Here is a 24,048-nt window from a genome sequence, read left to right as displayed (position 1 = left end):
AACATCGAGTCAGGGGAGGGACAGGTGGGGAAGGGGGGCGCTGTTCGGTAAGATGGGCGTTAAAGCGGCGGCTACATTGGGTAGCCGCCATGAGAGCGGTTCCTGTCTATCTATTCAAAAGACCGGAGGAGCCAACGATCGGCTGCCTGTAATGGGGACAAGCCTTCACGACAAATCAGATAGTCGAGCTCGCTGACTACAGTATTTCCGAGTGCCAGGCGAGTCAGTTGGTCCAGGAGCGCAGAGGGCATTTGTTGCGCGACGTCCTCTTTCACGATGAGCGTGGCATCGTCCTGACCACCTAACAGACCTTCAGGCTCTGCTAGTGCACGAATATCGTATCTGTGGTGCAGGAACTGCGGATGCCACAAAGGCACGACAATCCATTCGCCGCGCTCCACCGCGCTCTCGAAGCGCGTGAAACATTCCTCCTGAGTGCCATTCTCGAAATGATACCCAGCGACGTCCAAGCCATATTGCTCGATGATCGCCCGAGAGAACCGACTGATACCGGCACCAGGATTGATGCCCTGAATCAGGGAACTCATCTGCGGGATGACATCCGGACGCAACAGATCGCTGACACTGGCGACCTGTTCGACCGGCACATACTCGGGCACACCCCAGATGCAGTAAGGCTGATACAGCACACCCAGCTTGCGAGTTACGTCGGCAAAGGGAGCCAGATAGCCGCCATGGCTGGCGGGTAACCAGGCAGAGACCAGCATATCTACTTCACCGGCGCCGTAGCGCTGGAACATTTTTTCGTGTGGCGAGGCGCTGGATGTCACGATGTACCCGTGACGTTCCAGAATCCGTTGCACCACGGCCGCGCTGGCGGCGTGAAAGCTCAGATCAATATGGCCCAGACGAATCGTGGGTTTCATGGTCGACTCCGGATCAATGAGTTGGCGCAGGGGCGGCGTCAATCTTCACCCGCAAAAGGCTGTAGGGCTTGTCGCGCAGGTCCTTCCCGTCGTGGAATCCAGCCTGGCGCTGGAGCTGGTTGGCGGTGAAGTAGAGATATCCGTCCGGTCCAATGGACAGGGTGTCCGGCCACAGGACGCGTGGATCGTGGACGATGGTCTGCCAGGTTCCGTCAGCCAGGCGCTTGCGGATGCCATTGTGTTCGTAATCGCCGGCGTACACTGCGCCATTCGCGTCAGCCTCAAGTCCATCAGACGCGCCTTTCTCACCCAGGTCCTTCACGGCAGCGGCTAGCTGAGCTTCGCTGACATTCGGGTCACGCAGCAGGTCGGTCGGAACCGAATACAGATGACGGCTGGAGAGCGGGCAGAAATACAGTGTCTTGCCGTCGGCTGACAGGGCAATGCCGTCGGATGCCACAGTGAGTGTTTTTGCCTTGCCGTCCGGGCCTTTAGTGATCAAGGCCTGCTGCCCCTCCACCACAGGGATGAAGTCAGGATCCGGGGACGTTGATTTAGCGCCGTGCAGTCTCCGGACGGCCTTGCCGCTAGCAATGTCCATCACGATGATCGCGCCGGGGCCCGACACGGATGAGTCAGTGACATACACCGTCCCTTCCTTGCCGATGCGGAAGTCAAAACGCATGTCGTTGACGTACGTGGTCGGTAAAATCACGTTGGACGGAAACACCAGTGTCTTGACGATCTTGTTGCTCGCCAGGTCGACCGCGACCAGCTTCGCACCGCCCCGTTTGGGGGCTGCGAAACCAGGCGCTGCGGTATCCAGCAGCCAGACTCGACCCTTGCCGTCGGCAACCACACTTTGAACGCTGATCAAACCTTTGGCTGGATTCTTTGCGTCCTCTTTGTTGAATGCCGCATCGGGATAAGCGACAACCTTGCCATCTCGGATTTCACCGACTGTGAACGGCACGTCGTCACCCCATTTCGGGTAGTTAACAAAGATGCGACCGGTTTCGGTGACCGTGACACCCGTTGGCATCGCATCACGGAACGTAAACACCTGTTCCAGTTGGCCAACCGTTTTCTCTGCAGGAGCATTGGCAGGCAGCGGCTGAGTCTCAGCCGCGAAGCTGTTCTGACTCGCGGCCGCTATGGCAATGGCGAGAGTGGTTCCGAAAAAGTGGTTTTTCATGGACATGAAAGCGCTCCCCAGCCTGCCGAAGCAGGCCAGTTGAATGATGTGGAAAAAGTTAGAAGCCTTCGAGAACGATCTTGCCGGTTGCCTTGCCGCTTTCGATCAGGGCATGAGCGCGGCGCAGGTTTTGCGCATTGATGGTGCCGAAATGCTCGCCCAGCGTGGTTTTCAGAACGCCTTGGTCGATCAGGTCGGCAACACGGTTGAGCAGATGATGCTGCTCAATCATGTCCGGCGTCTCGTAGAGCGAGCGAGTGAACATCAGCTCCCAGTGCAGCGACAGCGATTTGCGCTTCAGCGGCATGACATCCAGGCCATCCGGATCGTCGATGACTGCCAGTTGGCCTTGAGGACGCAGTGCCTCTACGATCTGAGGCAGGTAGGTACCTGTGTGAGTCAGGCTGGCGACGTGGCTGACTTGGCCAACGCCGATCTTCTCCAATTGCTCAACCAGAGGTTGGCTGTGGTCGATGACGTGGTGCGCGCCCAAGCCTTTAACCCAATCCCGGGTCTGATCGCGGGAGGCGGTGCCGATGACAGTAAGCTTGGTCAATTGCCGAGCCAGTTGCACCAGGATTGAGCCCACACCGCCGCCTGCGCCGATGATAAGGAGGCTCTCTCCTTCGCCACCTCCTTGCGCCACTCCGAGACGATCAAACAGCAGTTCCCAGGCGGTGATAGAGGTCAGCGGTAATGCGGCGGCATGAGCATTGTCCAGAGATTTGGGCTTACGGCCGACAATGCGCTCGTCGACCACATGAAACTCACTGTAGCTGCCTGGGCGCGCCAGGGAGCCAGCGTAGAACACTGCATCACCTGCTTTGAACAGGCTGACTTCGCTCCCGGTTTCACGAACGATACCGACGGCGTCCCAGCCCAGCACTTTAGGCTCGGTCGCAGCAGAACGTGCACGAACCTTGGTATCTACCGGATTGACCGAGATGGCTTGCACCTCGACCAGCAGGTCACGCGGTCCTGGGGTTGGTTTTGGCAAATCCATATCTATTAGAGAGCGGGGATCTTCGATAGGCAGCGCTTGCTGGGTGTAGGCGATGGCTTTCATGGTGTGGCACTCCGTAGCAGTAGAGGGCAAATGTCAGTAGTGGCCATAGGATGTTCTTCGCATCGACGGAGAAAAACCGGTGGAACTCGCTAACACTTTCATCGTTTTTCTGAAAATGCCCGTTAGTGCAATTCAGTCAAGACAAGCCACAGACACAAGTCGGATGAGCCGGTGGCCCTGAAGCGTCAGCGCCATTGCTTCGCGCATGCGCTATAGGCTGCGTAACCAGGCTCAGGCAGTGAGTAGCATTCTCGATATTTCTTCGCCGGACCCTGTCCAGCCTCCTTTTCAGCCGGTCAACTCGGCGACACCATCATTACGTTTGGCTCCCGCAAAAGGCACCTATACAAAAGCGTAGGGTTGCCCTTCCGCAGGTACGAGTGTTTCAAAGCGTCTAATTCAATAAAGTTCTCCCTGTTCAATATCCAAACAGGAGATCCCTTCATGGCTCGTTTCACCGCAATCTCGGCCGACCAAGCCAGCGGGGCAACCGCTGAAGTTTTCGCAGCTATCAAGCAATCGGTGGGCAAGGTCCCGAATGCTTACGCCACTTTGGGCACGCTTTCGCCCGGCGCCCTTAAAGCCATGTTGGCAGCTGATAAGGTGTTGGCAGGCGGCCCTCTGAGCAAACCCGATCAAGAAACGGTAAAGCTGGTCATCAGTGAACTGGCTGGGTGTGACTACTGCGTCGCCGCCCATAGCATGGTCGGCAAGATGGTCGGTTTGTCACCGGAAGCGATTGCTCAGTTGCGCAAGGGCAGTGCAACAGGTGACGCCAAGCGTGATGCGCTGGTGCGCTTCGTACGCGTGCTGGCACTCAAGCCTGGCACGCTGCCGGAAAGCGAAGTACAGGCTTTGCAAGCTGCGGGCTATGACGGTGAGCAAATCGTTCACATCGGACTGGCGATTTCGGTGATCACGTTCACCAACGTCTTCAATCGCATTAACGACACAGTGGTGGATTTTCCAAAGCCTCACTGACCTGTGACCCCGCGCTTTCATCGTTCAAAGGAGCTGGATCGTGAGCCAAACCCTCGAATTGCAAGTGCCCAATCCCGAGATGGAAGAAGTCTGCCGAGCGCTTGCGGTGCCTGAGCGCGTGTCTGCGTCTCTTAGGGAAATGAACGTTCTGAGTAAGGGTTGGCAAGCGTTTCTGGAAGTCGATGAACAGCGCATTGCCTTCTGGATGTTCGGCAGCGGACCTATCGTTCTACTGATGCACGGCTGGTGCAGCCGGGGCTCGCACTTGGCGGGGTATGTGAAACCCTTGCTGGCAGCGGGATACTCGGTCGTACTGTTCGATGCCCCAGGTCACGGTCACTCCACTGGCACGTTCTCCAGCATCATTCATACAGGGAGGGTGGTGCTAAAGCTGGCCGAGCATCTGGGAGGCATCCATGCACTCATCGCTCACTCAGCGGGGTCGACAGCCGCTCTCTGGGCGCTGGCCAACGGCTTGATCGTTCGTCGCAGCGTTCATATTTGCGGGCCGACATCGCTCTCGGCTGTCGTCCTGGACATCGCGCGCTCGCATGGACTCAATGACCGCGAGACAGAGGCATTCTGCATTTGGGCAGAAGACTTCATGGGCGCCAGCCTGCACTCCCTTGATCTCCCAGCCCTGTCCATGGGGCTCAAACATCCAGGCCTGCTGATCCACGACGTCGATGACCCTGTTGTGCCGATGGCGCAATCGAACGCACTGCACGTCATCTGGACCCGGTCGACGCTGATGGAGACGTCCGGACTTGGTCATCGGCGAATTCTCTCCGACGCCCACGTCATCAGCAGTGCGGTCGAGTTTTTGGGAAGCTCACATTACGCCCTGGCCAAACGGGGCTGAGCATCCCATCGATAAATGCACTGAGTCGTAAAGGCACGCATGAAGTGCCTTGCATCGAGCCTGCGCCCTGCATGTCTCGGCGTTAGAGGGACGTTGCGCTCCGTGAAAGATGGCTGGTTCCTTGAATCCATAAACAAGAAGGATGCTCGAATATGACTGAACATTCGTTGAGCACTCATGCCGCAACCCAATTCGTTCAACTGGATGATCGCCGCCTGGCTTATCGCACCTTTGGTAGCGGCAAGCCATTGGTCTTGTGCGTAAGATTCCGCGGCACTATGGACTCCTGGGATCCGCTGTTCCTCGACATCCTTGCTGGCCAGGGATTTCAGGTAACAGTCTTCGACTACAGCGGCCTGGGCCAATCCACTGGGGAGCGGACCTACAACCCGGCTTCACTGGCCAAGGACGCCATCGAGCTAATCACCGTCCTCAGATTGGGAAAAGTGATCCTTGGCGGTTGGTCGGTAGGTGGCGTCGCCGCGCAGATCGTGCTCGCGCAGGCGCCGCAGTTGCTCAGTCATCTCGTATTGATCGGCACCACGCCGCCTGGCCATCTGGTGAAGCCCGGTGAGGCGCTGTTCTATGAAATAGCCAAACGGGACAACGATTTTGAGGATTTTGTAAGCCTGTTCTTCGAGCCCTCGTCTGCAGCAGCCAGGGCTGCCGCTGAACGTTCATGGCAGCGCCTAAGCGTCCATCGGGACGATCAGAGTCCTGAGGTTCCTTATGCATGGGCCGGCGTCCAGTTGGGCGAGGGACCAAAAAATCCGGTCTTCCCGGTGGAGGCGGTACTGCAGGTGTTGAAACAGACCAAGACACCTGTTCTCCACCTGGGCGCCGATCATGACATCGTGTTCCCGGTGGAGAACTGGTACGCCCTCAACGATCAACTGCCAACACTGCAGATCGTTACATTCCCGGACTCGGGGCACGGGCCGCATCTGCAGTTTCCGCAGGGAGCCGCCCGCCATATCGCGGCATTCGTCAGCGCATCCGAAACGCAGGATTGAAGCCTGCGGTGTGACGCTGCAAGCCCCTGAGTCCGACTTGCCAAGGCGTTTACGCCTGCGTGGGGTTGGGGCATCCCACGCAGGTGGCCGATCCCAGAAACAGATCCTGAAGGTTTCCCTCGATACATTTCCCGGCTTCCGCGATGTTGATCACCTCCGTTCAGTTGGACGGATTCGCGGGGGCCGCTTTTTTTCTCGATCCCATGCTGACGAACATGATGCCGCCGGCAATCGCAAGAACTCCAAGGGTGAGCGATGTCGTCAAGTGCTCGCCAAGTGTCACTACGGATACCAGCAGGCCGACGATGGGCACACCGAGCATGGCCGAAGACATGCTGGTCGTTGAGAGCCATGTGCTAGCTGCATTCACGGCACAGAAGCAGAATGCTGTTGCAAGCGGGCCGACGAACAGAATGACCTCCCAGAACGAGCGAGAGCCATCTCCCGTGAAGGGGCCTTCCGTCACTTGCGCAAGCACGATCAGAGGAATCGACGCTATACACATCTGCCACGGCGCCAGTTGGTAGGCACTTGACGTGCCTTTGTAATAGCGCAGGTGAAGGATGCAGATCGCCCAGCACAATGAGGCCGCGAGCAACAACAGGTTCGCTTTGATGATTGCCTGATTACCCCAGTCGAGTGCCATGGGATTGAACAGGGTAGCAACGCCGAGAATGCCGAGAACCGTGCCCACAAATTGTGAGCGGCTCAATTTTTCCTTGAAGAACAGAACCGCAGCCGGGGTCACCCACAGTGGTGTGGTATACGCCAGGACGGCGGACCGACCTGCTGGAATGTCAGCCATGGCGATTGCGCCCAGTACGGTAAAGCCAAGCATTTGCAGTAAGCCAACACTCAACAACAACGGTATGTCCCGCCGCTTCGGAAGGGCCAGGGTTCCCGTGAGCAATTGTAAAACCAGAAGACATGCTGCGCCGGTAACAAAGCGCGTCGCGGAAAACCAGATCGGTGTGATGTGCGAAAGACCGGTCTTCATGACTGGCCAATTCGCGCCCCAGATCAGGATCGCGATGAACAACAGCACCAACCCTTTGGAGCGGTTTGACAACAGGCTCAGGCCAGAGGCTTTGGGCCGCTCAATTATTCCTTCGCCAGTACAGTGATCGCTCGCATTTGCCATGGCCGTATCCCCAAAATAAAGAATGGAGACATTTTAAATTGCGACCGTCAGATAATTTCTCTGAAGTTCTTTGCATTTGTCTCGTTAACGATATAAAAATTCTTCAAATACCGCTTTATGAAGAGAATTTGACTCATGAATCGACTGGATAGAACCGATATCAACATCCTCAACCTTTTGCAGGATGATGCGCGCATCACAAACGCTGAACTGGCTCGGTCGGTCAATCTTTCACCCACACCCTGTTTCAACAGGGTCAAGGCGATGCAGGAAAAAGGATTGATTCGTCAGCAGGTAACGCTTCTGGATCCTGAGCCTTTGGGCCTGCACTTGAACGTCTTCATCCACGTCAGCCTGGAGAAGCAAGTGATAGAAGTGTTGGCGAGATTCGAGGCCGCCATCGCCGAGCGCCCCGAGGTCATGGAGTGCTATCTGATGTCAGGAGATGCAGACTATTTGATCCGGGTTTTGGTGTCGTCGATACAAGATCTGGAACGCTTCATTCTGGAGCACCTCAGCAAGATCCCCGGTGTCGCCAACATACGCTCAAGCTTTGCGCTGAAGCAGGTCAGGTACAAAACTGCACTCCCGCTTCCTCCCAATGGTATGACACTCGCCGAGAAGCGTTAGGACTCGGGTTGTGGCATTGAGCATGGCCTCCAGGCTGGTGTCATGAGTGTTTGCTCTTATGTTGAAGCTCTCACAGCGGCATGACCGCGACGCCGCTTTTGATATCGGCACGGGGCGGCGCCAGTGTTTTTTCGTGTGTGAATTGCGGCATTTCATGAGCCAGTGTCATGCAATGCTCCCTTACCCGCCTATAAAGTTGCCGGATGGCCAAGGAAAACTGTTTACGGTGGGGGCAAATGAAATTCAGTGGAAAACCTTCACCCACGTAATCGGTAGACAACAGAACCAACGCTCCGCTTTTGACATCGGCACTGATGTCGAGCCAGGACTTGTAGATGATTCCCTGTCCGGCAAGCGCGCAGCGTCGGATGATGTCGGCATCATCACTCACTACTGGCCCGTTAACATTGACCCAGACATCCCCCTGCGCTAGCGGAAATCTCCATCGGTCGTAAACCTTTCCACTCAGCTCGAACTGAAGGCAGGCGTGCTTTGCCAACTCCGCCGGGTTTTTTGGCTGCCCATTTTTTGCGATGTATGACGGAGCAGCCGCGAGAACGCGCCGATTGTCTGGAACCAATGGGAGGCAAACGAAGTTGGCGTCCTGCAAGGTGCCGTAGCGTATTGCAACGTCGACTGGTTCTCGATAGACATCGGCGACCTTGTCGGATACGGAAAGACGCAGATTCAAGCCGGGGTGGCTTTGTCGATAATCCAGCAACCAGGGCAACAGCAGGTTGCGTCCCAGATCCGATGGACAGGCGATCTGGATCGTTCCTTGAAGTTGTTGTTCGTCGTTACGCACGCCTTCCTGTCCCGCGTAAAGGGCGTGGAGCGCTTCCCGGGCATACGGCAGATAAAACTCGCCCTCGGCCGTTAATCGCAGACTTCTGGTCGAGCGGGCAAAAAGCCGGATATCGAGCTCGCGTTCCAGACGCTTGATTGCAGCACTGACCTGAGCTGGAAGCACATCGAGTTTACGAGCTACGGCAGAGAAGCTGTCCTGCGAGGCTGCCTTAACGAAAATGTCGAGGTCGTCGAGTCGGATCATGGAGGTGCATCTCTTCTAGAAGTTCTGTACGCGGTCAGCGCGCGATTTTGACCTAACGAGCTCGTGCTCGAAACCACGCGTTCGATTAACAGTTTCCGTCTGAGGAAGAAAATCAGCCGCGCACCTCTTTGTAAGCGGACGCTGGATCGCCAGACAACGGACGTAGTAGCATATCAAACCAATCGGTTCATTAAATTTATTGCTGCGTACAGCCTGACGAGAGATTCCATGGGCAGACCTAGAAAATTCAGTCGAGAAACAGTGTTGGAGAAAGCTCTGCCAGTGTTCTGGAAACACGGCTTTGCAGGCACCTCCCTACAGCACCTGGAGCAGGCTACAGGAGTCAATAAGTCTGGCCTCTACTCTGAGTTCTTGGACAAGCAAGACCTATTCTTCAATGCGCTGGCCTATTACTACGACCATCGTGGCGCACCTGAGATTCTGACTGCTGAACCCTTGGGCTGGGGGAACATCGAGAGATTTTTGCGGCTTGGCGATCCACAGGATAACGGATGCACCGGCTGCTTTTCGGTCAATGCACTGCGTGAATTTTCCACGCTGTCTGATGAAATAAGACAACTGCTGATCGACAGCCACCGGCGCCTGCTGCCCGAAATAGCCGCGAACGTTCGCGCAGAGAACACGAAGCTGTCTGCTGAGGTCATTGCCGACATCATCATGGTGTTCTTCTCAGGGGTATGTGTCGAAAGCAACCTGCACACCACGGACTCCGTCGACCCGGTAGATCACTTCATGCAGGCGGTACGACTGCTCTGACAATTATTTTCAAACTGATCGGTTTTTTATCTTGCTGACGGCTTGCTACTGACCTATATTGAACCGGTCGGTTCTAAACGTTCGGTCATTCGACTGGATTAGGGGGCACAATCTAGGCCCCCGGTTTCCCCGACACCTCAATCTACCTACGGTCTCGCCGAGCTCGCTTGCTCGGCGCTGGCGAAGCCTTGCCTCGACAAGGGCAATCAGCAGGAGAACTACCATGGCGTTGAAAATTCATCCGATCAATCTTGGCAACATGCAACTCGATTCCAGTGGTTTGGTGATGTTCCGCAATCCGGGGGAGCAGGTGACGATTCCTGTGCTGGGTTTCCTGATCACTGGCGGTGAGGAGCCGATCCTGGTGGACACTGGATCGCGCAGTGTCGAGCAGTACGCCGCGTTCGGCTTGCCTTACGAAGTGACACCCGAGATGACGCTGGAGTATCACCTTGCGCAGCATGGTCTGCGGATGAAAGACATACGCCACATCCTGCATACCCATGCCCACATCGATCACGTCGGCATGACGGATCGTTTCCCAATGGCGACCACGGTCGGCATCTCCCGTCGTGAATTGGAGTTTGCAGCTTCAGGCATCATGGGACCGCTGATGTATACCGCCGCCGATACCAAGCATCTGATCGACCGCCTGCACACACGTGGCGCCATTCGCCTGTTCGATGTTGATGGCACCTTCGAGGAAGAGGTCATTCCAGGGGTGGCTGTCAGGCTCTCGGGGGGGCATACCCCTGGGTCACTGTCGATTCTCGTCGAGACAGACGAAGGCATGGCCAACATTTGTGGCGATATTGCCTATAACCTTCAAGATCAACTGATTGATCCTATTCTCGATCAGGCCGCACACGAGCCGACCATCACAGCGAACCGTGCGATGTCGACGCTCGAAGAAAAGAAAGCCATCAAGCGTGCGCTCGCCGACAGCAAATTCTTGCTGCCCAGCCATGATGTCCCTGCCTTAATCCGCAACGGTCAAGTTGTGGGGCTGATGCACGATGCGATTTCTTATCCCAAGGCTGATGTCACCAAAGCTGCCAGCTACAGCTTGCTCGAAGGAGTTTGAGGAATGGCAGCGGTTGTTGCTGCAACCGCTCGCTCTTGGCGAGCGGTACGTTTCGCAGTGGGCATGGCGATATTTGGTTTTGGCGCATGCCTGTTAATCAGTGGATTTTGACGAGTTGAATTCGACATGACTGACGTCTCGATGCATGGCTCCATTCCCGACGCTTCAGACTCCTACCAGCGGCTGTCTCCTCGTACGCGGTTCTGGTTGCTAGCGTCCATCACGCTGTCCTTTCTTGCGGGCTCCAGCGTTCCGACTCCTATCTATCCCATATACCAAAGTGCCTGGCATTTTTCGGCGGTTACGATCACCTTGATCTTCAGCGTCTACGCGCTGTCGGTCCTGGCAGCTCTACTGGTATTCGGCCGGGTTTCGGATTACATAGGCCGACGCCCAGTCTTACTGGTGACGACGGCGATGCAGTTAGTGGCCATGTATTCGCTGGGAACCGCAAATGGGCTGGGTGACTTGATCACCGGACGGGTTCTTCAGGGGTTGTCCACAGGTGCTGCAGTATCAGCTGTGGGCGCGGGGCTGATCCAGCTTCACGCCCAGCGTGGCGCAATCGCGAACGCCATCGCACCCGTGAGCGGAAGTGCGATCGGCGCACTGCTGGGGAGCGTGATGGTGCAATTCATTCCCTTTCCAACCCATACCGTTTTTGCGGTGCTCGCGGGTGTGCTGGTCATTCAATTTATCGGCGTGGTCATGCTGAAGGACACTCAGCCCTCCCGACCTGGAGCGATTCGCTCACTGATCCCCCAGTTCAGCGTCCCTGCGCAGGTGCGCTCTGCGATGTTAATCGCATCAGCTGTCTTCATCGCCGGATGGGCCGTGGCAGGATTTTATGCATCGTTGGGCCCAGGCCTGATCAAGCACGTCTTCGAGCTGCCGGCGTCTGCCATTGGCGGCTTGGCGTTGGCCGCATTTTCTGGGAGTGGCGTCGCCGCAATTTTGGCGATGCGCATGCGCAGTGCCCGCACCTTTGCTTGGGCAGGGAGTCTCGGGCTATTGATGGGGATGGTATCCGTATTGGTATCGCTGCACCTCCATTCGCTGCTGTTTTTCTTTCTGGGCATCGCCATGGCGGGCGCCGGATTCGGAGCGGGATTTCAGGGGGGCATTCGCCTGGTCGTGGCGCTCGCTCGCCCGGCGGAACTGGCAGGTGTGCTGTCGGTTTCCTTCCTCTGCTGCTATTTGGGAATGGGTGTTCCAGCAATCGCAGCGGGCTACGAAGTGGCAAATGGCGCTGACATCGTAGTGACCGCGCAGGTCTTTGGGGTGGTGATCATGGGGCTGGCTGTTCTCGCAATGCTGGGGCTGCTGAGAACGCGTGAGGCCTGAGGCGAACGGGCATCGGAAGGGCCATTTCGCTGTTCACTCCTGGGAGCGCACCGCTAAGAACGAGGTTTCATTTTCAGGGTTTCAGAGAAAGAGTTAAGGGGATAAACCGCTTTCTGACGACGCAGACCGGTAGGGATACTGAAGGTCATTCAACTCTGAACGAGGTCTTCCATGAAAGCATTTATCCTCCCTCTTTTCGCCTGCGTAATGCTGGCAAGCGGCGCATCAGTCGCGGCTGAATCCCCCGTCACCAATGCCTCTGGTAAGGGCGAGCAGGCTACGATTTCGCCGTTCCGCCATACACTTCCCGACCTCTACGACTTCAATCAGATACCGGTCGAGCAGATGGGGACCGGTATTACCCGCCAGACCATTCACAATGGTCAGAGCACCATGGCCAAGTGGGTATTTGCTAAAGGCGCAGTCGTGCCGCTTCATCATCATGTCAATGAGCAGATTACCTGGATTACTGCTGGCTCGGTCGAAGTACTTTCTCAAGGCAAACGGTTTGTCGTAAAAGCTGGCCAAGTCATCGTTCTCCCTCCAAACGTCCCGCATGAATTCCATTCGCTGGAAGATGGCACCATCGATATCGATATCTTCACGCCCCAGCGTCAAGACTGGATCGATGGTACCGCGAGCTACATCAAACCCGCATCCTGATAGTCCCGCACCTGCTACTTGATCCTCACAAGGACGTGAGGTGCTGCGAAAAACTAAGGGGCGGCGTCTGGCGATGGTGCCATCAACATGTCGTCGCATTTCATCGCCAAGAAAGTTCGCAGCTTGTGTATTGCAGGCGTCAGGAAGTTGCGATGGGCGCACACCATCTGCAGCGGTGCGGGTTGACCTACATCTTGAGGAAACAGCTCCACGAGATTACCCGCTTTCAGGTCCGCGCTGACGTCGATTCTTGACTTGTAGAGGATGCCAGCACCTTCCACTCCCCAGCGACGCACGATGTCCGCATCGTCGCTAATCCTGTCCCCGGTCACCGCAACGGTCTTGACGCCTTCGCGTGTATGGAACGTCCAGCGTTCATACGTTTGCTCACTCATCACGAATCGAAGACAGTTGTGGCGGGCCAGATCTTCCAAGGTCTCCGGTTTGCCAAATCGAGTGATGTAGGTTGGCGAAGCGCACACTGTTCGTGTGTTCAGAGGAGCCAAGGGCAATGCAATCAGGCTTGAGTCCGCCAACTGACCGTAGCGAATACTTACGTCGATCTGATCAGTGAAAAAATCCGCAACCTGATCGCTGATGCGCAATTGCAGCTGGATGTCCGGGTGTTCGTTCTGAAACTCATTGAGCCAAGGCAGAAGGACATTGCGCCCAAGGTCGGAAGGCATGGACAGGCGAATAGGTCCGGAGATGTTTCCACGACCTTCATCAAGCGCCATTTCTCCGCTCTCCATAGCGTTGATTGCAGCTTGAGCATGCGGCAGATACCGCTCGCCATCATCTGAAACACGTAGACGCCGCGTAGAGCGCACGAACAACCGAACGCCCAAACTGGCTTCAAGACGCTGAATCGCTGCGCTGGCAAACGCGGGCGAGGTATCCAGTAGGCGTGCAGCAGCGGAGAAGCTACCGAGTTTGACAGTGGTGACGAAAACCTGGAGATCATCCAGCCGGACAATTTTCTTCATAGCGCTGAAATTGATTCGTTTAAATGGGCGATTTTCAGCGTATCTCATGCAGATGATCATTGCCTCGTCTTTTTTGACCGGAGCGAAATGCAATGCATATGAAGCAAAAAAAGTGGCTGCATGCCCTTGCCTTGACGGCTTGCGCAGGATTGGCTCAGGCCGCCGAAAGACCGCTGGAGGTCGTGGCGCAAACCCATGACGCAATATGGAATGCCGTCGCGGTCGATGACGCTGATAACGTCTATGTGGCGGGTCCGAGATGGACAGGCATGAAGGGGCCATCAGTTTCCCGACTGGATGCCAATCGACGGCCCCAGGCGTTTCCAGACGCACGCTGGAACAGCACCGACAACTCCATTCCGGTATCAGAACGCTTCGTCAACGTGAACGCCCTGCACAGGGACGATCAAGGGCAAATGTGGATTGTGGATGCAGGCGTGTCGGACTTTGGTGGCCACGTCATCCCAGGTGCAGCCAAGTTGGTGGTGGTCGACTTGCACACAGGCAAAACGACCAAGGTCATTACGTTCAATTCTGATGTCATAAGGGATGGCAGCTACATCGATGACATCCGCTTCAGCGGTGACCACGCTTATCTAACAGACGCCGGGGTGCCCGGAATCATTGTTCTTGATCTGAAGAACGACAGCATGCGTAGAGTCCTCGATACCAGCCCCGCGGTCAAAGCCCCAACAGACCGCGATATCGTGCTGAGCGGAAAGGTTGTCAGGGCGCCGAATGGCCAAGCGTTGCGTGTCAACTCTGACCCCTTGGAGACTAGCCACGACGGCAAGTGGTTGTACTTTGCCGCGTTGGAAGGCCCTTGGTACCGGATCGAAACCCGCTGGCTGAACGACCCGAAGCTGTCACCAGCAGTGCTGGCCGAGAAGATCGAGTTCTGGCGTGATTTGCCACCTGTTGGGGGAACCGCGCTGGACAAGCAAGGCAACTTCTATTTCAGTGATCTTGCGACTGATACGGTCAAGCGGATTCGTACGTCCGGGAAGATCGAAACAGTCGTGTCGGATCCCAGCCTGCACTGGGTCGACGCGCCAACCTTCGACCGGGAGGGGCGTCTGTATCTCCCAGCTGCACAGGTTGATCGCGTTGCTCTGTTCAATGAAGGGGTCTCCCGCGTGCAATGGCCGCTGCGAGTGTATCGATTCAATCTCGATCAATAGCGCAACGCACCTTCCCGCGTCCTAATGAGGAACTGGCTTTCTTCGGACGCGGGAAAGCAATTGGCGGGCGTGTTTTGCGACAGGGTTTCACCCATCCCAAGACCACCGTTTCATACCAAGGTGTAACACCCATATCCCAACCGACGATGGTCACTTAACCGTTGCGAAACCATCATGAGCGAACATTCTGACTGTCCAGCCCAACTGCCTGCTATCTGCACGTGACTATCAGCTACCAACCGATGCAGGACTATTTCATGAGAAAAACACGCGAATGGGTAACGCTTTTGTTGCTAGTAGCGGCGACCTACGCCTCTACGACCACGTTGGCGGGAGCTGCTGAAAGACCAGTTGGCAAGGAACTGGACGCGTTTTCAGGGGGCAGACCATGGGCCGAATGAAACGAACTCCCGAAAGCCTGCCCGCGTGGAAAGTTGAAAGAGCGAAAGCCCTTATGCTCGATCATATGGCCCACAGCTGCTCTATAGAAATGGTGGCCCGCGAATGTGCTATTTCAAGAAGTCATTTCTCCCGAGCGTTCAAGAATACGACTGGAGTGCCACCCCATATCTGGCTCCGCCAAGAGCAGATTTCCAAGGCTGAGGCGTTGTTAACGCAACGAAACATCTCGATTTGTCATATAGCGCAGGAATGTGGCTTCTCAGATCAGTCGTATTTCACGCGCGTGTTTAGAGCGCTCAGGGGTATAAGTCCGAAACGGTGGCAGCTTCAGAACGGTCGTCAGTCAGATCAAACATGATCTCCATGGGTTTGTGCAACGTGCGGCGAGTTGGCCATTTCGCCTCATCGTATGCGGTCTTCGACGCACCGCACTAAGTCAGACATGGTGAGCGCAAATCCATGAACCACCGTTAACTCGTCCTGCCTCGGTGAACTTTCTTCCACAATCGACTTCCTTACTCACATAGGTGCGAGCGTGCACCCTCGATTTTTGACCCGGAGGTATCAGCCATGCCACGTGGAAGCAAAGATAAGTACACCGCGGAGCAGAAACGAAAAGCGGAACATATTGAAGAAAGCTACGAGGATAGGGGCACGCCCAAAGGTGAAGCGGAGGCCCGTGCCTGGGCCACCGTAAATAAGCAGTCGGGTGGAGGTGAGAAAGGCGGCGGTTCAGGTAAAGCAACAACTGCCTCTGCGAAGGCCCAAGCCAAGTCTGACTCGGGCAAGAGGGCTGCGCAAACGCGGAGTGGACATGACCGCAATTCCAAGTCATCACTTGAAAGTCAGAGTAAATCGAGTCTCATGACAGAGGCGCGATCTCGCGATATTTCTGGACGCTCGAAAATGACCAAGGCTGAGTTGATCAAAGCGCTCCGGACGAAATGACCCTCTGATCAGCGCAAACGCTTCAAAGGGCCGGGCAACGGCGCTTGCAACGCTGGCTGGGTGGTTGAGACGCTCGTGCTACCTGAAGGAAGTGAGCCATGAGCAAGATTATCGGCGCTGCGGATCTGAATACTGATATGAGCAGCGGCGATGAGCAGGAGCTCCCTTGAGGCGTGAAACACTTTGGAGAAAACACGCCGTTGGGCCGCACGGGTCAGCCTGTGGAAGTTGCCCCAATCTATGTATTGCTCGCTTCTGACGAGGGGAGCTTTTGAGCTGGTTACAACGGTGTCGCCCAAAAGTCGGGAAAGGCCTACTTATGAGTGAACTCCTAAAGCTCCAAATCCTCGAAATGGCGCTGGATGGAGAACCGGTCATACTTGCTGGCACCTGCTCACCATTGAATTCTCTGCATGGGAGCGTTCCACTGCGTAACACACATCGCCCATGCCTGCTTGTGATCGCTTCGTTACGTGTTCTCGAGGGTGATCGCCAAATAATTTACCGAGGTTGTAAATGGATCAGGACAAGCCCACAGCAGTTCTCACAGCAGCGGCTTCTCCTCACTTGCCTCAAGCGGATGATAGTCAAGCCGACATTTCTGAGCGGCTGCAGCTCGCACTGGATGCGGGTGCAATCATCGGCACCTGGGTTTGGGATATCCCTAACGACCGAGTGACAGCCGATGATCGATTCTCCCGCGCTTTCGGCCTGCCGGCAGATCGGTGCAGATCCGGCATTCCCATCGCAGATGCGTTCTCTTCCATCCATCCTGAAGACGTTGATCGACTTGCATCGGACATCGAGTCCGCCATGGCGCGTGGCGGTGCGTTTCGTTGCGAGTACCGTGTTCGTCAGGATGACGGCTGCTACAGGTGGGTCGAGGCCAATGGGCGGGCCCAGTTGAATGCACAGGGGCAAGCCATTCGCTTCCCAGGCGTGCTGATGAATATAGAGTCTCGCAAGGCCGCGGAAGCCGAACGGGACAGAATGTCCGCCTTGTTGCGAACTTTCACAGCGGCTGTCCCCGGTGTTGTTTACGCCAAAGATCTCGAAGGGCGAATGTTGATCGCCAATCACGGCGCCACCGAGCTGATTGGTAAGCCGCCAGAGTTCTACATCGGCAAAACAGATCTGGAATTTCTGGAGGATAAGGTACAGGCCCTTCAAGTGATGGAGACGGATCAACGCATCATGCGCGCTGGTGTGGCCGAACAGGTCGAGGAGCGGGTGGACATGCCGGATGGATCGGAAACCACTTGGTTGTCCGCCAAAGCTCCTTTTTTTAACGACTCGGGTGAGGTCATTGGCCTGATCGGCTCATCCATAGATGTGAGCGCTAGAAAGAAAGCTGAAACCGAGATCAAAGAGCTCAATAGAACGCTGGAAGCGCGTATCGCGGCGGCAGTAGCCGAACGCGAGGCAGCTGAAGCTGCACTCCGCCAAGCTCAGAAGATGGAAGCCATTGGGCAATTGACCGGAGGAATCGCGCACGACTTCAATAACCTGCTTGCCGGCGTTCTTGGCAGCCTCGATTTGATCAAATTGCGATTGAGTCAGGGGCGCATAGCCGATGTCGAGCGATACGTTTCAGTGGGATACGGTGCCGCGCAGCGCGCCGCTGCGTTGACCCACAGGCTCTTGGCCTTCTCGCGCCGTCAAACCTTGCTCCCAGTCCTTACTGACGTGCATCTCCTGATTGCGGATATGGAGGAGTTGATCCGTCGAACAGTGGGGCCCACTGTCGAGTTGAAAGTTGAGCTCAATGCAGAATTCAGCACCTGTCTGGTCGACCAGGCACAGGTAGAAAACTCCTTACTCAATCTCTGTATCAATTCGAGAGATGCCCTCCCGGCCGGGGGGCAAATCTTGATTCGAACCGATAATCAAACGATGGCGGAGGGCGCTGAATCAGACCATGAGCTGTCGCCAGGTACCTATCTGACTATCACCGTCTCCGACAATGGTACAGGCATGAGCTCTGAGGCCTTATCGAGGGCTTTCGAGCCATTTTTCACGACCAAGCCGGTAGGATCGGGCTCAGGGCTTGGCTTATCCATGGTCTACGGTTTTGCGAAGCAATCCGGCGGACATATCAGCATTGCCTCGGTGGTTGGAACTGGCACATGTGTCAGTCTGCAGCTGCCTTACCATCCAACTGAGATCAGCTGCGGGGCGATCAGAGAACCAAGTTCTCAGATCACGATGATTGGCGCTGGGCAGACGGTGTTGGTGGTTGATGATGAGCGCACAGTTCGGCTGTTTGTCAGCGAAGCGTTAAGCAGTATGGGCTACAGGGTTATCGAAGCAGCGGATAGCCAAGCCGGCCTCCAGCTCTTGCGATCAGATGCACGCATAGACTTGCTGGTGACAGATATTGGCCTTCCTGGAGGACTCGACGGGCGTCAGATGGCTGGTGAAGGAAGGGTGTGTCGCCCCGAGCTTCCTGTTTTGTTCATGACGGGTTATGCCCAGCCCCCAGCAGGTGATCCAACGGCGTCAAGCTCTGCCACCGCAATCCTGGTCAAGCCGTTTGCCCTGGAGGCGTTGGCGTCCAAGATCAATGAGTTGCTCAACCAGGTCGGCGCGACTGCTGAATCTAGCTACGCGGAGCGAGTCTCATGATGTATCCCTGACAATATCCCTAGAGGCGACCATGCTCAGTTATCTGTGGATCGGAGCAAACGATGTCGATGCATCCGTGGCGTTCTACGATTCAATTCTTCTGCCGCTGGGGTATGAAAAGGACTACTCCGAGGGGGTCTGTAGCTACTCGCTCCCAGATACGGTCGACCGATTGAATGGCCCAGGGACGGTGCATGTCGGCCGCCCTTTCGACGGTGGACCAGCCACTGCGGGCAATGGGATGATGCCGGCGTTCCGGGCTCGGTCACGGACCGAGGTAGACGCGATTTATGCTGCCGGCCTGGCGCAGGCAGGAGTGGACGAAGGCGCTCCTGGAACCCGAGCCGCCTACACGCCCAACTTCTATGTTGCGTACCTGAGAGATCCGACCGGTAACAAGATCGCGGTGTTTTTTAACGAGTGACAGACGTGGTTACGGATGGGCATTGAATGCTTTTTGTGGTGATGCTGGGTGGCAAACATCCTCGGGCGAAGATAGAAGTTCACGACGTCGTTTTCGTTGTCGCTGATTCACTGGAGCAAGCCTACCCGCAGCTTCGTGATGGCTGGTTTGGCAGTCCCAAGGGCGTTCATATCGACTCGTGGATGGCCGTCGATGGCGTTGAAAATTGGCGTGTGGAACTCAGTTCATTAGCTCCATCCCCTGGTTCACCTCGGCTGTATTTCATAAACCTGGGTGGCTACGCGTCACAGACCTTTGGCGAAGCGCATCACTACCTTTTAGTGGTGGCCAAGGACAAGCGAGAGGCCATGGCAAAAGGGAAGCGGCAGGCACTGTCTCATTGGACTCAAGCACACACCGATGCCGTGATGGATATGGACGACTGCTTGCCTGTTGATGACGTCAGTGGGCGGTACGTGCATTTGGTGGAAGGGCCACATGCTGGGATAGTTCAGCGTAACGATTACATTGTTCTTCCCTAGTCTTGGCTGAGGGCAGGGCCTCCTTTCAACCCCCTGGGCGCTCGAGGGTTTGAATCAGAGCATGAATACGCACGCTTGAGAGCTCACCGCGATTGGCGTTTACAGCCGCGAGATGGCTTCTGCCTGTTACGGCCCCTTACGTTGACGGGTGAATTCAGAAACTCGAACGGAGAGGTCTACATAGACCTAATCGCACCTGCCGAGGATTCGTAGGGAATCGTCCCGATTGATACGGGTCTCAGAATTGAGTGCGAGTGAATCTATGTCGATGACCGAGGCCCTCGAGCCTTCGAACAGTCAGAGGCTTAAGGTTGAGGGCTCGTGCGAATTCTTGTGAGGTCTCAAGAGGACTGATACGTGAAACAGCTTGAACGCCTAGAAACGGGTGTCCCTGGCCTTGACACGTTGCTCAAGGGCGGGCTGGTCTCCGGTGCGTCGTACATCATTCAGGGACGGCCTGGGTCAGGCAAAACCATCCTGGCTAACCAGATTGGCTTCAACCACGTAAAGCGTGGGGGGAGAATGCTTTTTGCGTCTTTATTGGCCGAGCCACATGATCGCCTGTTCCAGTTTTTATCCACGCTGACCTTTTTCGACAAGGCGCAGGTCGGGAGCAGTATTCAATTTGTCAGCGCCTTCGATACTCTGGAGACCGATGGACTTGACGAGGTCGTCAAGCTACTGCGCCGTGAAATCAGTCGGCAGCAGTCGACGCTCCTGATACTGGACGGATTGCTGAATGCTCGATCAAAAGCCGAATCTCCCATCGATACCAAAAAATTCATCTCCGCCTTGCAAGGGCATGCGGCGTTTGCCGGATGCACAGTGCTGTTTCTGACCAGTTCTCAGATAGACGAGGGAAGCCCCGAGCACACCATGGTGGATGGCGTGATCCAAATGGGCGAAGATAGCACCGGAGCTACTTCCGTGCGTCGCCTTCAACTACGCAAAACCCGTGGCAGCGGAGCGGTTTCTGGCTCACACGAGTTCGAAATCAACGAGCACGGGCTCGTGATTTATCCTCGTTTGGAAAGTCTTCTCCCTGCATTGCGCATCGCAGAAGACAGTTCACCAGCGCGGGTCACCAGTGGCATCTCTTCCCTGGATAAAAGCTTGGGAGATGGACTGGTGAAGTCGTCCATCACCTTGGTTCTTGGGCCTTCGGGCGTCGGCAAGACATCTCTTGGCCTTCAGTTCCTTTCTGCCAGCACGCCCGATGAGCCGGGTCTGCATTTTGGCTTCCATGAATCTCCTCAGCGCGTGAGAAGCAAGGCAGATGCGCTGGCACTGGGGTATCCCAGGCTGATGGAAAAGGGTGCACTGCAAATTATGTGGCGGCCCACCAGCACTGGGCTTATCGATCAAGTTTGCTATGAACTGCTCCAGGTTGTGGATCGTGACAATGTCAGACGCGTTTTTATCGACAGTCTCAGCGGGTTCGAGAGAGTTTCAGCAGACCCGGCACGGGTGAGAGGCGTGCTTGTGGCCTTGCTGGAGCAGCTCCGATCTCGTGGAGTGACTGTATTGGCAACGTATGAGCTTCACCAATTTATGAGCTCGATGGCCGATTACTCAACGCCTGAACTGTCCAGCACAGTCGATAACTTGCTGCTCGTCGAATTTGCACGCAAAGGCGCTGAACTCCACAGACAGCTCACCATTCTGAAAGTCAGGGACAGCGCGTTCGATCCCTCAATCTTGCAGGTGGTGATGTCTGGTACGGGGATAGAGTTGAGAAGGGTCTAGAACATGCTGCAGAGACATCGGGGCGAGTGCTCATCATGGTCTTCGTCGGTGCCAGAAGGTGCGGGTGAAGAATGAAAACAGTCATGATCGTCGATGATGAATATCTGATTGCGGATATCTTGAGCTTCGCGTTGGAAGATGAGGGATTTCAGACCGTGACGGCGGCGAGTGCGATCAAAGCGCTGGAGATTCTGGACAGGGAAAGACCGGACATGATCATCACCGACTTCATGATGCCGGGTATGACGGGAATCGAGTTTGCCGAGGCGGTCAAATCCAGACCTCGGTTCAAAGACACACCGCTAGTGCTTGTGAGCGGAGCGCAAGCTCATCTCGGCGCCGTGCGCCCAGATCTGTTTATCGCCGTATTCATTAAACCCTTCGACACATCGCTCGTCATCCAGCAGGTGACGGCCGCGATCGATAATAAAGGGGCATGAGCTATTCGTAGGGGCATGTGCGGGTTTTCCAGTCCAGCCAAAGCTCATTGAGCGCTCGAAGCCTTGCATAAATGTCTGGCTCCAACCCTGACGATCTTCGATACATCCCGATCGGTTGGCTTCGCAGCACCATCACGCCAGAGGCAACCTAGGTGATCGGCAGATGAGCGGTGAAAACCGTGCCTTCCTCGGTGGTTGAGGAGACCTCGATTCGCCCTCCGTGTGCATCCACGATCTGGGCGGTGATGAACAAGCCTAACCCCAAGCCTGCAGACGAGCCTTTGTCCTGCGCAGCATAGGTGGAATAGCGACCCTCCGGGTTGAAAAGGTAGGGCATAGCGTGGGGTGGAATGAGTTCTCCCCGGTTGCAAACACTGAAAATCGCGCTCAGCCCATTGCTTGAGAGTTGAACGAGGACAGGGTACTGCGCATCGCCGTGTTGAACGGCGTTGCCAATCAGATTCGAAAAGACCTGCGCAACCCGAACCGAATCAAACCGCCCGGCGATCTCTTGACCGGGTGCGAACTCGATACGGGCATCGGGGTGTGCAGTGCGTATTTCGGCAACGACTGAATCGCAAACCTGGGTGAGCTCTGTGTTTTCGAGGTGAAGGGAGATCCCGGGAGCCAGGTTGCTGCGCGCTAGATCGAGGAGGTCGTTCACCATCTCATTGGCGCGATTGACACTCGTCCAGATCTGCGCGGCCAGAGTCGTCTCCCTGGTTGCGAGATTTGGTCGTTTACATAGCAGATCACTTGCCATCAATATCGCGCCAAGCGGGGAACGCAGATCGTGACCCAATATGCCAAGCACCCTTTTTCGGGTGACTGCTACGGCTTTGCCATAGGCCGAAATGGATTCCACCAACGCTTGATCGATGGCCTCATTGAATCGAATGATATCGGCTGCCTGATGCGAGTCTGCCGAGCAACCCTCAGACAGCCATAGTCTCAGAACGCTGGATCGCAGCGCACGGTACTCCGCCACCATCTGATCAAGGCTAAACCCATCTTCCAGCCTGGTGAGCGCATGCGATTGTGCGGCCGTCTCACCCTCGTTGGCGGGGCCATGTCCCTGAGATTTTGCGATTTCCTGACGCAAGGTCTGAGGCGTCTGCATGTCCCTCGCCGCCGTCCTGAGAATCTGTTCGGCATGGTTCCTGAGCCGTGAGGAACTCAATGGCGGCATCGGTGTTACCACCGTTTTGGCGAAGTCTTCCCAAGCCTGAAGTATTGGCTCCAGATTCTGCAGAATGAATTCCGAAAGTCTCATGGCGTCCTCGATTGTTCCTTATTTGATGCGCCTGTAACGCCAGAAAATCCAAGCGTACGATCTGTCAGTTGGACGAAAAAAAGTAATCGCCAAGCTTAGACCGCATGCTTCCCTTCTGCATTTTGAGATCGTCCGAATAAGTCGCAACGTGCCGTTTGAGGGGAGGTAGATTAGATATTCGAATGAATATACTGCCTAAGCGATTGTTATTTACGCGAATTATCAAGCGCTTGGAGTGCTCATCCCGAAACACCGATCTGACCTGATATCGAAACCGAGCAAGGCGCAGGCGGGGAAGCTGGGCATCACGGATGTGGAGTGGTCGCGCGCTTAACGAGTGAGAGCAGGGAGGGAACCGCAGGAGTCAGCCCCGCTTTTGCGGGGCGTTCATTATGGATTCAACGAGGATTGGGTGGGTCATCGAACTCTGCGTTGTCGATATCGACGTCGGTCACATCATCTTGTCGGTTGGGGTCCTCTTCAGAGTCCTTTGATGTTGAACCTTCATTATCCGGAAACCCGTCAACACCAGGCTTATCGCCAGGATTTAGACCGGCACGGCCATTGGTATTCACTGGCTTAACCTTTGCTGTGCTCCTTGGACGTCGGAGGTTCGACGATTCCTCGGGGGCCGGCGATGCCCCAAATCACCAATCCCACGAGCGGAAAAATCAAAATCAGCACTGTCCAACCCGCTTTCGTGCTCGATGCCTTCGTCGAGCGCCAAACGCTGGTGATGGCCCATAAGTCGACCAGCAAAATGATGATCGGCACAACAATCGAAAATAGAGTTTCCATGTCGATTACC

The 24,048-nt window shown here is 55.7% G+C and carries 25 protein-coding genes and 1 pseudogene; 17 read left to right on the top strand and 9 right to left on the bottom strand.

The features are described from left to right. Window positions 1–110: 110 nt before the first annotated feature. From ACI2KB_RS06785 to ACI2KB_RS06775, 3 genes are read right to left on the bottom strand one after another with little or no spacing between them, the layout of a single operon-like run. Window positions 111–887 carry a glycine betaine ABC transporter substrate-binding protein gene (locus ACI2KB_RS06785; RefSeq protein ID WP_404632682.1) on the bottom strand — a complete coding sequence of 259 codons (777 nt, stop codon included), beginning with the start codon at window positions 885–887 and terminating at the stop codon, window positions 111–113. Window positions 888–900: 13 nt separating this feature from the next. Then, the gene (locus ACI2KB_RS06780) at window positions 901–2,082 is read right to left on the bottom strand and encodes an L-dopachrome tautomerase-related protein (RefSeq protein WP_404632796.1); all 1,182 of its coding nucleotides are present in this window, start codon (window positions 2,080–2,082) and stop codon (window positions 901–903) included. Window positions 2,083–2,140: 58 nt separating this feature from the next. Beyond that, complete coding sequence (locus ACI2KB_RS06775) at window positions 2,141–3,148, bottom strand: zinc-binding alcohol dehydrogenase family protein (protein WP_404632680.1); 1,008 nt, start codon at window positions 3,146–3,148, stop codon at window positions 2,141–2,143. A 444-nt stretch (window positions 3,149–3,592) separates the two neighbouring features. On the opposite strand from ACI2KB_RS06775, the gene ACI2KB_RS06770 reads away from it, so the two are divergent. The 3 genes from ACI2KB_RS06770 to ACI2KB_RS06760 all read left to right on the top strand — a co-directional run bounded on the left by ACI2KB_RS06770 (window position 3,593) and on the right by ACI2KB_RS06760 (window position 6,004). Further along, window positions 3,593–4,129: a carboxymuconolactone decarboxylase family protein gene (locus ACI2KB_RS06770; protein ID WP_404632678.1), complete on the top strand. Its 537-nt coding sequence runs from the start codon at window positions 3,593–3,595 to the stop codon at window positions 4,127–4,129. A 40-nt stretch (window positions 4,130–4,169) separates the two neighbouring features. Next, window positions 4,170–4,991 (top strand): alpha/beta fold hydrolase, encoded by an 822-nt coding sequence (locus ACI2KB_RS06765; protein ID WP_404632676.1) that lies wholly within the window; start codon window positions 4,170–4,172, stop codon window positions 4,989–4,991. Window positions 4,992–5,143: 152 nt separating this feature from the next. After that, window positions 5,144–6,004, top strand: coding sequence for an alpha/beta fold hydrolase (locus ACI2KB_RS06760; RefSeq protein ID WP_404632674.1), 861 nt, complete (start codon window positions 5,144–5,146; stop codon window positions 6,002–6,004). Between the two features lie 160 nt (window positions 6,005–6,164). Here ACI2KB_RS06760 and ACI2KB_RS06755 read toward each other — a convergent pair whose 3' ends face one another. Continuing rightward, window positions 6,165–7,145 carry a DMT family transporter gene (locus ACI2KB_RS06755; RefSeq protein WP_404632672.1) on the bottom strand — a complete coding sequence of 327 codons (981 nt, stop codon included), beginning with the start codon at window positions 7,143–7,145 and terminating at the stop codon, window positions 6,165–6,167. Window positions 7,146–7,280: 135 nt separating this feature from the next. Here ACI2KB_RS06755 and ACI2KB_RS06750 point away from each other — a divergent pair, with 135 nt between their 5' ends. Beyond that, a complete protein-coding gene (locus ACI2KB_RS06750) occupies window positions 7,281–7,775 on the top strand; it encodes an Lrp/AsnC family transcriptional regulator (RefSeq protein WP_404632670.1) in 495 nt (164 codons plus the stop codon). Between the two features lie 70 nt (window positions 7,776–7,845). Here ACI2KB_RS06750 and ACI2KB_RS06745 read toward each other — a convergent pair whose 3' ends face one another. Beyond that, complete coding sequence (locus ACI2KB_RS06745) at window positions 7,846–8,826, bottom strand: LysR family transcriptional regulator (protein WP_404632668.1); 981 nt, start codon at window positions 8,824–8,826, stop codon at window positions 7,846–7,848. A 63-nt stretch (window positions 8,827–8,889) separates the two neighbouring features. On the opposite strand from ACI2KB_RS06745, the gene ACI2KB_RS06740 reads away from it, so the two are divergent. The 4 genes from ACI2KB_RS06740 to ACI2KB_RS06725 all read left to right on the top strand — a co-directional run bounded on the left by ACI2KB_RS06740 (window position 8,890) and on the right by ACI2KB_RS06725 (window position 12,694). Further along, window positions 8,890–9,603, top strand: coding sequence for a TetR/AcrR family transcriptional regulator (locus tag ACI2KB_RS06740; RefSeq protein WP_404632666.1), 714 nt, complete (start codon window positions 8,890–8,892; stop codon window positions 9,601–9,603). A 223-nt stretch (window positions 9,604–9,826) separates the two neighbouring features. Beyond that, the gene (locus ACI2KB_RS06735) at window positions 9,827–10,687 is read left to right on the top strand and encodes an N-acyl homoserine lactonase family protein (RefSeq protein WP_404632664.1); all 861 of its coding nucleotides are present in this window, start codon (window positions 9,827–9,829) and stop codon (window positions 10,685–10,687) included. Between the two features lie 126 nt (window positions 10,688–10,813). Then, window positions 10,814–12,031, top strand: coding sequence for an MFS transporter (locus ACI2KB_RS06730; protein ID WP_404632662.1), 1,218 nt, complete (start codon window positions 10,814–10,816; stop codon window positions 12,029–12,031). Window positions 12,032–12,202: 171 nt separating this feature from the next. Next, a complete protein-coding gene (locus ACI2KB_RS06725) occupies window positions 12,203–12,694 on the top strand; it encodes a cupin domain-containing protein (protein WP_404632660.1) in 492 nt (163 codons plus the stop codon). A 53-nt stretch (window positions 12,695–12,747) separates the two neighbouring features. Here ACI2KB_RS06725 and ACI2KB_RS06720 read toward each other — a convergent pair whose 3' ends face one another. After that, on the bottom strand, window positions 12,748–13,728 hold the full coding sequence (locus ACI2KB_RS06720; protein ID WP_404632658.1) for a LysR family transcriptional regulator: 981 nt from the start codon (window positions 13,726–13,728) through the stop codon (window positions 12,748–12,750). A gap of 44 nt (window positions 13,729–13,772) precedes the next feature. Between ACI2KB_RS06720 and ACI2KB_RS06715 the strand changes: the two genes are divergently transcribed. From ACI2KB_RS06715 to ACI2KB_RS06675, 9 genes and pseudogenes are all read left to right on the top strand, one after another. Further along, the gene (locus tag ACI2KB_RS06715; RefSeq protein ID WP_404632656.1) at window positions 13,773–14,861 is read left to right on the top strand and encodes an L-dopachrome tautomerase-related protein; all 1,089 of its coding nucleotides are present in this window, start codon (window positions 13,773–13,775) and stop codon (window positions 14,859–14,861) included. A gap of 388 nt (window positions 14,862–15,249) precedes the next feature. Beyond that, on the top strand, window positions 15,250–15,621 hold the full coding sequence (locus ACI2KB_RS06710) for a helix-turn-helix transcriptional regulator (protein WP_404632654.1): 372 nt from the start codon (window positions 15,250–15,252) through the stop codon (window positions 15,619–15,621). Between the two features lie 212 nt (window positions 15,622–15,833). Next, window positions 15,834–16,211, top strand: a complete 378-nt coding sequence (locus ACI2KB_RS06705; protein WP_404632652.1) for a termination factor Rho — start codon at window positions 15,834–15,836, stop codon at window positions 16,209–16,211. 173 nt (window positions 16,212–16,384) lie between these two features. Beyond that, a pseudogene (locus ACI2KB_RS06700) lies at window positions 16,385–16,486 on the top strand (NAD(P)-dependent oxidoreductase); the annotation flags it as partial. Window positions 16,487–16,727: 241 nt separating this feature from the next. Next, entirely contained in the window at window positions 16,728–18,836 is a 2,109-nt protein-coding gene (locus tag ACI2KB_RS06695; protein WP_404632650.1) for a PAS domain-containing protein, read from the top strand. A gap of 31 nt (window positions 18,837–18,867) precedes the next feature. After that, on the top strand, window positions 18,868–19,260 hold the full coding sequence (locus ACI2KB_RS06690; RefSeq protein WP_404632648.1) for a VOC family protein: 393 nt from the start codon (window positions 18,868–18,870) through the stop codon (window positions 19,258–19,260). A 26-nt stretch (window positions 19,261–19,286) separates the two neighbouring features. Next, on the top strand, window positions 19,287–19,781 hold the full coding sequence (locus ACI2KB_RS06685; RefSeq protein ID WP_404632646.1) for a DUF1543 domain-containing protein: 495 nt from the start codon (window positions 19,287–19,289) through the stop codon (window positions 19,779–19,781). Between the two features lie 357 nt (window positions 19,782–20,138). After that, complete coding sequence (locus ACI2KB_RS06680) at window positions 20,139–21,527, top strand: RAD55 family ATPase (RefSeq protein WP_404632644.1); 1,389 nt, start codon at window positions 20,139–20,141, stop codon at window positions 21,525–21,527. Window positions 21,528–21,598: 71 nt separating this feature from the next. Beyond that, complete coding sequence (locus ACI2KB_RS06675; RefSeq protein WP_404632642.1) at window positions 21,599–21,967, top strand: response regulator; 369 nt, start codon at window positions 21,599–21,601, stop codon at window positions 21,965–21,967. 148 nt (window positions 21,968–22,115) lie between these two features. On the opposite strand, the gene ACI2KB_RS06670 is transcribed toward ACI2KB_RS06675, so the two are convergent. The 3 genes from ACI2KB_RS06670 to ACI2KB_RS06660 form a co-directional block, all read right to left on the bottom strand. Next, on the bottom strand, window positions 22,116–23,240 hold the full coding sequence (locus ACI2KB_RS06670) for a sensor histidine kinase (RefSeq protein ID WP_404632640.1): 1,125 nt from the start codon (window positions 23,238–23,240) through the stop codon (window positions 22,116–22,118). 398 nt (window positions 23,241–23,638) lie between these two features. Further along, on the bottom strand, window positions 23,639–23,815 hold the full coding sequence (locus ACI2KB_RS06665) for a hypothetical protein (protein WP_404632638.1): 177 nt from the start codon (window positions 23,813–23,815) through the stop codon (window positions 23,639–23,641). A 4-nt stretch (window positions 23,816–23,819) separates the two neighbouring features. Beyond that, on the bottom strand, window positions 23,820–24,038 hold the full coding sequence (locus ACI2KB_RS06660) for a PLD nuclease N-terminal domain-containing protein (protein ID WP_404632636.1): 219 nt from the start codon (window positions 24,036–24,038) through the stop codon (window positions 23,820–23,822). Window positions 24,039–24,048 lie beyond the last annotated feature (10 nt).

Origin of the sequence: Pseudomonas sp. NPDC088444 (assembly GCF_044900175.1) — a bacterium.
Lineage (GTDB): Bacteria > Pseudomonadota > Gammaproteobacteria > Pseudomonadales > Pseudomonadaceae > Aquipseudomonas.
This window is presented reverse-complemented; position numbering and strand designations above follow the sequence as displayed.

Bases quoted from the DNA above. Each gene is read 5' to 3' on its own strand.
- ACI2KB_RS06775 (WP_404632680.1), bottom strand. From the start codon at position 3,148: ATGAAAGCCATCGCCTACACCCAGCAAGCGCTGCCTATCGAAGATCCC.
- ACI2KB_RS06690 (WP_404632648.1), top strand. From the start codon at position 18,868: ATGCTCAGTTATCTGTGGATCGGAGCAAACGATGTCGATGCATCCGTG.
- ACI2KB_RS06660 (WP_404632636.1), bottom strand. From the start codon at position 24,038: ATGGAAACTCTATTTTCGATTGTTGTGCCGATCATCATTTTGCTGGTC.
- ACI2KB_RS06750 (WP_404632670.1), top strand. From the start codon at position 7,281: ATGAATCGACTGGATAGAACCGATATCAACATCCTCAACCTTTTGCAG.
- ACI2KB_RS06755 (WP_404632672.1), bottom strand. From the start codon at position 7,145: ATGGCAAATGCGAGCGATCACTGTACTGGCGAAGGAATAATTGAGCGG.
- ACI2KB_RS06705 (WP_404632652.1), top strand. From the start codon at position 15,834: ATGCCACGTGGAAGCAAAGATAAGTACACCGCGGAGCAGAAACGAAAA.
- ACI2KB_RS06695 (WP_404632650.1), top strand. From the start codon at position 16,728: ATGGATCAGGACAAGCCCACAGCAGTTCTCACAGCAGCGGCTTCTCCT.
- ACI2KB_RS06720 (WP_404632658.1), bottom strand. From the start codon at position 13,728: ATGAGATACGCTGAAAATCGCCCATTTAAACGAATCAATTTCAGCGCT.
- ACI2KB_RS06685 (WP_404632646.1), top strand. From the start codon at position 19,287: ATGCTTTTTGTGGTGATGCTGGGTGGCAAACATCCTCGGGCGAAGATA.
- ACI2KB_RS06760 (WP_404632674.1), top strand. From the start codon at position 5,144: ATGACTGAACATTCGTTGAGCACTCATGCCGCAACCCAATTCGTTCAA.
- ACI2KB_RS06730 (WP_404632662.1), top strand. From the start codon at position 10,814: ATGACTGACGTCTCGATGCATGGCTCCATTCCCGACGCTTCAGACTCC.
- ACI2KB_RS06670 (WP_404632640.1), bottom strand. From the start codon at position 23,240: ATGAGACTTTCGGAATTCATTCTGCAGAATCTGGAGCCAATACTTCAG.
- ACI2KB_RS06710 (WP_404632654.1), top strand. From the start codon at position 15,250: ATGGGCCGAATGAAACGAACTCCCGAAAGCCTGCCCGCGTGGAAAGTT.
- ACI2KB_RS06785 (WP_404632682.1), bottom strand. From the start codon at position 887: ATGAAACCCACGATTCGTCTGGGCCATATTGATCTGAGCTTTCACGCC.
- ACI2KB_RS06770 (WP_404632678.1), top strand. From the start codon at position 3,593: ATGGCTCGTTTCACCGCAATCTCGGCCGACCAAGCCAGCGGGGCAACC.
- ACI2KB_RS06745 (WP_404632668.1), bottom strand. From the start codon at position 8,826: ATGATCCGACTCGACGACCTCGACATTTTCGTTAAGGCAGCCTCGCAG.
- ACI2KB_RS06675 (WP_404632642.1), top strand. From the start codon at position 21,599: ATGAAAACAGTCATGATCGTCGATGATGAATATCTGATTGCGGATATC.
- ACI2KB_RS06780 (WP_404632796.1), bottom strand. From the start codon at position 2,082: ATGAAAAACCACTTTTTCGGAACCACTCTCGCCATTGCCATAGCGGCC.
- ACI2KB_RS06725 (WP_404632660.1), top strand. From the start codon at position 12,203: ATGAAAGCATTTATCCTCCCTCTTTTCGCCTGCGTAATGCTGGCAAGC.
- ACI2KB_RS06715 (WP_404632656.1), top strand. From the start codon at position 13,773: ATGCATATGAAGCAAAAAAAGTGGCTGCATGCCCTTGCCTTGACGGCT.
- ACI2KB_RS06735 (WP_404632664.1), top strand. From the start codon at position 9,827: ATGGCGTTGAAAATTCATCCGATCAATCTTGGCAACATGCAACTCGAT.